The sequence below is a fragment of the Neorhizobium sp. T6_25 genome, from assembly GCF_002968555.1.
In the GTDB taxonomy this organism is placed as follows: Bacteria; Pseudomonadota; Alphaproteobacteria; order Rhizobiales; family Rhizobiaceae; genus Neorhizobium.
In genome coordinates, this window is the sequence record NZ_PVBL01000024.1 from 107722 (window position 1) to 114590 (window position 6869).

At 62.8% G+C, this 6869-nt stretch carries 10 protein-coding genes; 9 read left to right on the forward strand and 1 reads right to left on the reverse strand.

What is annotated here, in order from left to right; translation table 11 throughout:
- Positions 1 to 222: 222 nt before the first annotated feature.
- Together C5L10_RS25730 and C5L10_RS25735 are read left to right on the forward strand one after the other, a co-directional pair.
- Positions 223 to 963 carry an SDR family NAD(P)-dependent oxidoreductase gene (locus C5L10_RS25730; protein WP_105431973.1) on the forward strand — a complete coding sequence of 247 codons (741 nt, stop codon included), beginning with the start codon at positions 223 to 225 and terminating at the stop codon, positions 961 to 963.
- A 28-nt stretch (positions 964 to 991) separates the two neighbouring features.
- The gene (locus tag C5L10_RS25735) at positions 992 to 1213 is read left to right on the forward strand and encodes a hypothetical protein (RefSeq protein WP_105431974.1); all 222 of its coding nucleotides are present in this window, start codon (positions 992 to 994) and stop codon (positions 1211 to 1213) included.
- A 6-nt stretch (positions 1214 to 1219) separates the two neighbouring features.
- Here C5L10_RS25735 and C5L10_RS25740 read toward each other — a convergent pair whose 3' ends face one another.
- The gene (locus C5L10_RS25740) at positions 1220 to 1612 is read right to left on the reverse strand and encodes a low affinity iron permease family protein (protein WP_105431987.1); all 393 of its coding nucleotides are present in this window, start codon (positions 1610 to 1612) and stop codon (positions 1220 to 1222) included.
- Positions 1613 to 1780: 168 nt separating this feature from the next.
- On the opposite strand from C5L10_RS25740, the gene C5L10_RS25745 reads away from it, so the two are divergent.
- From C5L10_RS25745 to pip, 7 genes are all read left to right on the forward strand, one after another.
- Positions 1781 to 2161 (forward strand): hypothetical protein, encoded by a 381-nt coding sequence (locus C5L10_RS25745; RefSeq protein ID WP_046667881.1) that lies wholly within the window; start codon positions 1781 to 1783, stop codon positions 2159 to 2161.
- Between the two features lie 324 nt (positions 2162 to 2485).
- Complete coding sequence (gene cysS / locus C5L10_RS25750) at positions 2486 to 3871, forward strand: cysteine--tRNA ligase (protein WP_105431975.1); 1386 nt, start codon at positions 2486 to 2488, stop codon at positions 3869 to 3871.
- A 36-nt stretch (positions 3872 to 3907) separates the two neighbouring features.
- Complete coding sequence (locus C5L10_RS25755) at positions 3908 to 4306, forward strand: VOC family protein (protein ID WP_105431976.1); 399 nt, start codon at positions 3908 to 3910, stop codon at positions 4304 to 4306.
- On the forward strand, positions 4303 to 4803 hold the full coding sequence (locus C5L10_RS25760; protein ID WP_105431977.1) for a GFA family protein: 501 nt from the start codon (positions 4303 to 4305) through the stop codon (positions 4801 to 4803). The genes C5L10_RS25755 and C5L10_RS25760 overlap by 4 nt, the downstream gene beginning before the upstream one ends.
- Positions 4800 to 5312, forward strand: coding sequence for a GFA family protein (locus C5L10_RS25765; protein WP_046667885.1), 513 nt, complete (start codon positions 4800 to 4802; stop codon positions 5310 to 5312). The genes C5L10_RS25760 and C5L10_RS25765 overlap by 4 nt, the downstream gene beginning before the upstream one ends.
- Entirely contained in the window at positions 5309 to 5785 is a 477-nt protein-coding gene (locus C5L10_RS25770; RefSeq protein ID WP_046667886.1) for a GFA family protein, read from the forward strand. Before C5L10_RS25765 ends, C5L10_RS25770 begins: the two co-directional genes overlap by 4 nt.
- Positions 5782 to 6741: a prolyl aminopeptidase gene (pip, locus tag C5L10_RS25775; RefSeq protein WP_105431978.1), complete on the forward strand. Its 960-nt coding sequence runs from the start codon at positions 5782 to 5784 to the stop codon at positions 6739 to 6741. Before C5L10_RS25770 ends, pip begins: the two co-directional genes overlap by 4 nt.
- The last annotated feature ends 128 nt before the right edge of the window (positions 6742 to 6869 follow it).

Below are 6869 nucleotides of genomic sequence, written 5' to 3' on the forward strand. Positions count from 1 at the left end.
GAAGCTGAAATTAAACGCCGGGCCAGTTCGCCGCACCCACATCGGGAGCCGTGAAAGCCTCTCCCGCGCGCAAGGACTTGCGCGCACCGGATCGCTGTGACAAGCACAGGGCAACGGAGAGCGAGGCCAGGCTCCTGCGACAAGCAGCTGTTGCCTCCTCCACCAACATCCATCGGCGACTGTAACGACCGTTGCGCGCATTGCATTTGAGGGCGGAAAATCATGAATATCGATCTGAAGGGCAGGATCGCGCTGGTGACCGGCGCATCGCGGGGCATCGGCTATTTCACGGCGCTGGCACTCGCGAAAGCCGGCGCGCATGTGATCGCCACCGCGCGCACCGTCGGCGGCCTCGAGGATCTTGACGATGCGATCAAGGCGGCCGGCGGCACCGCCACGCTGGTTCCCTTCGACATCACCGACATGGCAGCGATCGACAAGCTCGGCGCCTCGATCTTCGAGCGCTGGGGCAAGCTCGACATCCTCGTGGCGAATGCCGGCATCCTCGGCGTCATCTCGCCGCTCGGCCATATCGAGGCAAAAGTGTTCGAAAAGGTCATGCTGACCAACGTCACCGCCACCTGGCGGCTGATCCGTTCGGTCGAGCCGCTGCTGACCAAGTCCGATGCCGGCCGCGCGCTGATCCTGTCGTCCGGCGTCGCCTCCAAGGCGCCGGCTTTCTGGGGGGCCTATTCGATCTCCAAGGCGGCGGTCGAGAACATGGCCCGCATCTGGGCTGCCGAGACCGCCCACACGCCGCTCAAGGTCAACATCGTCAATCCCGGCGCCACCCGCACCGCAATGCGCGCCCAGGCCATGCCCGGCGAAGACCCGGAAACCCTGCCGCATCCGTCGGAAGTCGCCCAAAAGATCCTCTTCCTCGCCTCCCCCGATCTTCAGGATACCGGTCGCCTGTTCGTCGTGCGCGACAACAAGTTCGTGGATTTTCGCGCGCCGGAATAGAGGCGACCGCTCGCCGCAAGAAGCCTGGATGATGCAACCGCACCTTACCGACGAGCAAAGAGAGCAAGCGACGGCGACCGACAATCTCGTCGCCGCGGCGATGGCCCTCCTTCACCGCGAACATGGGGACGCCGCCGTGATGGAGGCGATGCGATTGATCAGCTCCGCCATGACCGACGACGCGCGGCGCAGATCCATCGCCCAGGCCCTGCTCGACAACAGCAACCCGCCGACCGAAAAAGGCCGCTAAGGCGACCTAAACGTTCTCCGCCTCCTGATCCAGCGTCTTGGCGCGGCGCTGCAGATTTTCGCTGAGCTTGCGAAGCTGTTTCTCGTCCAGTTTTTCGATGCCGATGAACTCGTTGGCAGCCTGGCTGGACAGGATCAGCTCGTCGAGCTTCGCCTGGACCGCCTCGCCGTCCCTGTTTTGGGAATTTTGCAGGACGAAGACCATCAGGAAGGTGATGATCGTCGTTCCGGTGTTGACCACGAGCTGCCAGGTTTCCGAGAATCCGAAGAACGGTCCGGTGACGCCCCAGATGACGATCAGGACAACCGCCGCAACGAACGTGGCCGGCTTTCCCGACCAGGAAGAGATGGCGCTCGAGAAGATGTCGAAAACGTTGCGGTGTCTATCCTGGCTGGCCATTTCGGTATCCATCCGATTGCTGGAATGCGTGCCCATCAACGTGCAAAGCGCATGTTTTGATCCCGGCGGCGCCCCTGGGAGATACCCCATGTATGAAAATCCGATTTTCTGCTATGCTGCAGGTCCTGCGATAGGGCGCAGGAACTTCATATTTCGGGGGAATATCTGATGAGAAACATCGCCTTCTATTTCTTCGGCGCGGCTGTACTCTGTGTCACCGTCGGCATGTTCTGGGGCATTCAGATGGCCATCTCCGGCGACCATCTGATGGCGCCGGCGCATGCGCATCTGAACCTGGTCGGCTGGACGACGATGGGGATTTTCGGTCTCTACTACACGGTGACCCCGACGGCAGCCGATTCAGTGCTGTCGAAGGTCCATCTCGGCTTTGCGGTTCTCGGCGTGCTCTGTATCGTGCCGGGCATCGCGATGGCGGTGTCCTCGGGCGGCGAGGCGCTTGCCGCGATCGGCTCGATCCTCACCGTCGTGTCAATGCTGATCTTTCTGTTCACCGTCGCCAGAAACGGCATCGGCCGCAAGACGGCGTAAGGCCGGTTTGGGAGATCCCGCGCGGGCAAAGCCCACTTGACCAAACGGCTTGCCCGCGCCATAACCACCTCCATGAAAACGGCGATTTCCATTTGTGGGATCATTATCCGCTAGCGTTCGCGCTGGCCCGGCCGTTTTCGTCTCTCGAAAAGCCTTGAAGACAAACGACCCGGCCGGAGCCGGATGCTTTCGTGTCTCCTGAACGCGAAAGCATCCGGCTCCTAGTTGATAGTGAGAGCGGGATGTCGTCCGAAAACCGCGTACACTTTTCGGCATCCCGCTCAGCCGGATGCTCGCCGTGCGAGACTTTGGGGAGATTTTTCGATGAGCATTTCGCTCAGGTTCTACAATACGCTGACCCGTGAAAAGACGGCGTTCGCGCCGATCGACCCCCAGAACGTACGCATGTATGTCTGCGGCCCGACGGTCTACGACTACGCCCATATCGGCAATGCCCGACCGGCCATCGTCTTCGACGTGCTCTTTCGGCTGCTCCGCCATGTCTATGGCGAGTCCCACGTCACCTATGCCCGCAACATCACCGACGTCGACGATAAGATCAACGCGCGGGCGCTGCGCGACCATCCCGGCCTGCCGCTCAACGAGGCGATCCGCCTCGTCACGGAAAAGACCGAGACGCAATACCACGAGGACATCGCCCTGCTCGGCAACCTGGAGCCGACCGTCGAGCCGCGTGCCACCGACACCATTGCCGAGATGATCGAGATCATCGAGAAGCTGATCGGCAACGGCCATGCCTATGTGGCAAAAGGCGAAGTGCTGTTCGATACCAAGTCGATGGCCGACTACGGCCAGCTTTCCAAGCGTCCGCTCGACGAACAGCAGGCCGGCGCCCGCGTCGCGGTCGATGCGCACAAGAAAAACCCGAGCGATTTCGTGCTGTGGAAGCTCTCCTCCCACAACGAACCCGGCTGGGAAAGCCCCTGGGGCCGCGGTCGTCCGGGCTGGCATATCGAGTGCTCGGCGATGAGCCGGCATTATCTCGGCGAGGTGTTCGATATCCATGGCGGCGGGCTCGACCTGATCTTCCCGCACCATGAGAACGAGATCGCCCAATCGCGCTGCGCTCATGGCACGGAGGTAATGGCGAATGTCTGGATGCACAACGGCTTCGTGCAGGTCGAAGGCCGCAAGATGTCGAAGTCCGAGGGCAATTTCATCACCATCTACGACCTGCTGCACACCGAAAAATTCGGCGGACGCCAGTGGCCGGGCGAGGTGCTGCGGCTTGCCATGCTGATGACGCACTACCGCGAGCCGATCGACTTTTCGGTGAAGCGGCTGGAAGAGGCCGAACGCCTTCTCGCCAAGTGGCCGGCGGCGGAAGCCTCCCGTGCCACGCCCTGCGATACGGTAATCAACGCGCTTGCCGACGACCTCAACACGGTCGCCGCCGTGCAGGCGCTGCACGCGCTGGCGCAGGAGGCCCATGGCGACCCGGACGCACTTGCGGTGTTTGCCGCCAGTGCCGCGTTTCTCGGCGTGCTGCCGGAGAAAACCGAGGTCGACGAGGCACTGGCATCCGCCGTCGATGCGCTGGTCGCCCTGCGGCTCGAAATGCTCAAGGCGAAAAATTTCGCCGAGGCCGACAAGATCCGCAACGAACTGTCGGACAAGGGCATCCAGCTGAAGGACGGCAAGGACCCGGCAACGGGTGAGAGGGTGACGACCTGGGAGGTGAAGCGCTAAGCTTCATCTCCCGAACAACGCGTGAGGAGCCAAGCGGTGATCGATCACATGGGTATCAAGGTCGCGGATTTCGACCGCGCCAAAGCATTCTACGACGCAGCCTTCGCGCCGCTCGGCGCTTCGCTGCTTTACATGGTTCCGGCTAAATATACGGGTGGCGTCAAGGTCGGCGGCTACGGGCGCGAGCGACCGATCTATTGGCTGCATGAGGATAAGCCGGTCCCCGGCCATTCCCAGCACGTCGCGTTTACCGCCAACAGCCGCGCCGAGGTGGACGCCTTCTACGAAGCCGCGATCACCGCCGGCGGCCGCGACAACGGTCCGCCCGGCCTGCGGACGCATTACCACCCGAACTATTACGGCGCCTTCGTCTTCGACCCCGATGGCAACAATATCGAGGCAGTGTGTCATGCGCAGGAAGGAACCCAAGGATGAGCGTGGCGATCCACACCGGTGGGTGCCAGTGCGGGGCGGTGCGTTACCGGGCAGAGGGCGAGATCGGGTTTCCGCATCTGTGCCATTGCCGCATGTGCCAGAAGGCGGCCGGCAATTATTTCATGCCGCTCGGCGGGGTGATGCATGAAAATTTCAAGCTGACGCGCGGCGAGCCGGCTTGGTTCCGGTCGTCGGAAACCGTGCGGCGCGGGTTCTGCGAGAAATGCGGTACGCCGCTCTTTTATGACGGGTCGAGCGATCATATGAGCATCACGCTCGGCTCGCTCGACGATCCGCAATCGGTGAAGCCGGAGCTGCAGACCAATCTCGCCCACAAGATGTCCTGGTTCGGCGAGCTAGACCACCTGCAGCACGATATCGCCATGGACATGACCGAGGAACAGGAAAAGACTGTCTCGGCCAGCAGCAACCAGCACCCCGACCACGACACCGAGGTCTGGCCTCGAGGCAATCGACATGCGGAGGGTCAATCATGAGCGATACCATCCGAACCGGCGGCTGCCAGTGCGGCGCAATCCGCTTCCGGCTTGAAGGCGAGCCGTTCGATTCTTCGGTCTGCCACTGCCGAATGTGCCAGAAGGCCTTCGGCGCCTATTACGCGCCGCTGGTGGCGACCGGCGAGGCGAAGCTCACCTGGACGCGCGGCGAACTGAAATATTTCCAGTCGTCGAACCACGTCCGGCGCGGCTTCTGCGGGGACTGCGGCACGCCGATGACCTACGAGGCGGCGGACGGGATCGCGATCTCCGCCGGCAGCTTCGACGATCCGACCCTGCTGCCGCCGGTCGTGCAGTTCGGCGTCGAGGGCAAACTTCCCTTCGTCGACCGGCTGTCCGAATTGCCGGCGCGCCACACGATGGACGATATCGACACCGCCCCCTTCCTGGCCGATATCGTCTCCTACCAGCATCCCGACCACGACACCGAAATCTGGCCGCCGGAGAGCGGTCCGCCAGAAAACCAGCCACCGGAGAACAAGCGATGAGCGAAACCCTTAGAACAGGCGGCTGCCAGTGCGGCGCCGTGCGCTTCCGGATCCATGGTGAACTCGGCCGCGCCTCGATCTGCCATTGCCGCATGTGCCAGAAGGCCTTCGGCGGCTTTTTCGGCCCGCTGGTCACCGTGCCGAAGGACGGTGTCGAATGGACCCGCGCCGAACCGAAATATTTCCAGTCCTCGGTCAATATCGACCGCGGTTTCTGCGAGAATTGCGGCACGCCGCTCACCTACCGCTATCCGGGTGGGCTGGACCTGGCGATCGGAGCCTTCGACAAGCGCGATGATCTCGCCCCGAAAATCCAGGTGAACTACGCCTCGCATATCCCGTGGGTGACGACGATCTTCGACCAGCCGGTCCGTGACAGCGGCGAGGACGCCGTCCAGCAGGAGCAGATCATCTCCTTCCAGCATCCCGATCACGATACTGAAAACTGGCCGGCAAAGGGTCTCCATCTATGACCGAAGTTCTGCGTACCCTCTATCCCGAGATCGAACCCTATGCGACAGGGCAGCTCGATGTCGGCGACGGCCATGTGATCTATTGGGAGCGGGTCGGCACGCCGGGCGCCAAGCCGGCCGTCTTCCTGCATGGCGGCCCCGGCGGCGGCTGCAACCAGAACCAGCGCCGGCTCTTCAACCCGGACCTCTACGACGTGGTGCTGTTCGACCAGCGCGGCTGCGGTCGCTCCACGCCGCATGCAAGCCTCGAGGCCAACACGACCTGGCACCTGGTCGCCGATATCGAGCGGCTGCGCGAAATGGTCGGCGTCGACAAATGGCAGGTGTTCGGCGGTTCCTGGGGTTCGACCCTGGCGCTCGCCTATGCGGAAACCCATCCCGAGCGGATAACCGAACTTCTGGTGCGCGGCATCTACACCGTGACGCGGCCGGAGCTCGATTGGTACTACCAGTTCGGCGTCTCGGAAATGTTCCCGGACAAGTGGGAAGCCTTCGTCGCCCCCATCCCGGAAGCCGAGCGCCACGAGATGATGGCCGCCTATCACCGGCGCCTCACCGGCCTCGACAAGGCCGAGCAGATCCGCTGCGCCAAGGCCTGGAGCGTCTGGGAAGGCTCGACCATCACGCTTCTGCCAAGCCCCGAATTGGCGTCGGACCATGACGACGACCATTTCGCGCTCGCCTTCTCGCGCATCGAAAACCACTTCTTCATGAATGCCGGCTGGCTGGAAGACGGGCAGCTCCTGCGCGACGCTACGAAGCTCAAGGGCATTCCCGGCGTCATCGTGCACGGCCGCTACGACATGCCCTGCCCGTTGAAATATGCCTGGCAGCTCTCGAAAGTCTGGACGGACGCGGATTTCCACATCATCGAAGGCGCCGGGCATGCGGTCTCGGAACCCGGCATCACCGACCAGCTGATCCGCGCGACGGACCGGTTTGCGGGGAAGATTTGAGGAAATAAAGACCCTCTCTGGCCTGCCGGCCATCTCCCCCACAAGGGGGGCGAAGACTCGCAGCACTCTCGCGCCTCAATCAGGCCTCGGCAGCGCGGCAGGTTAAGCCCCTCCCCCTTGTGGGGAGG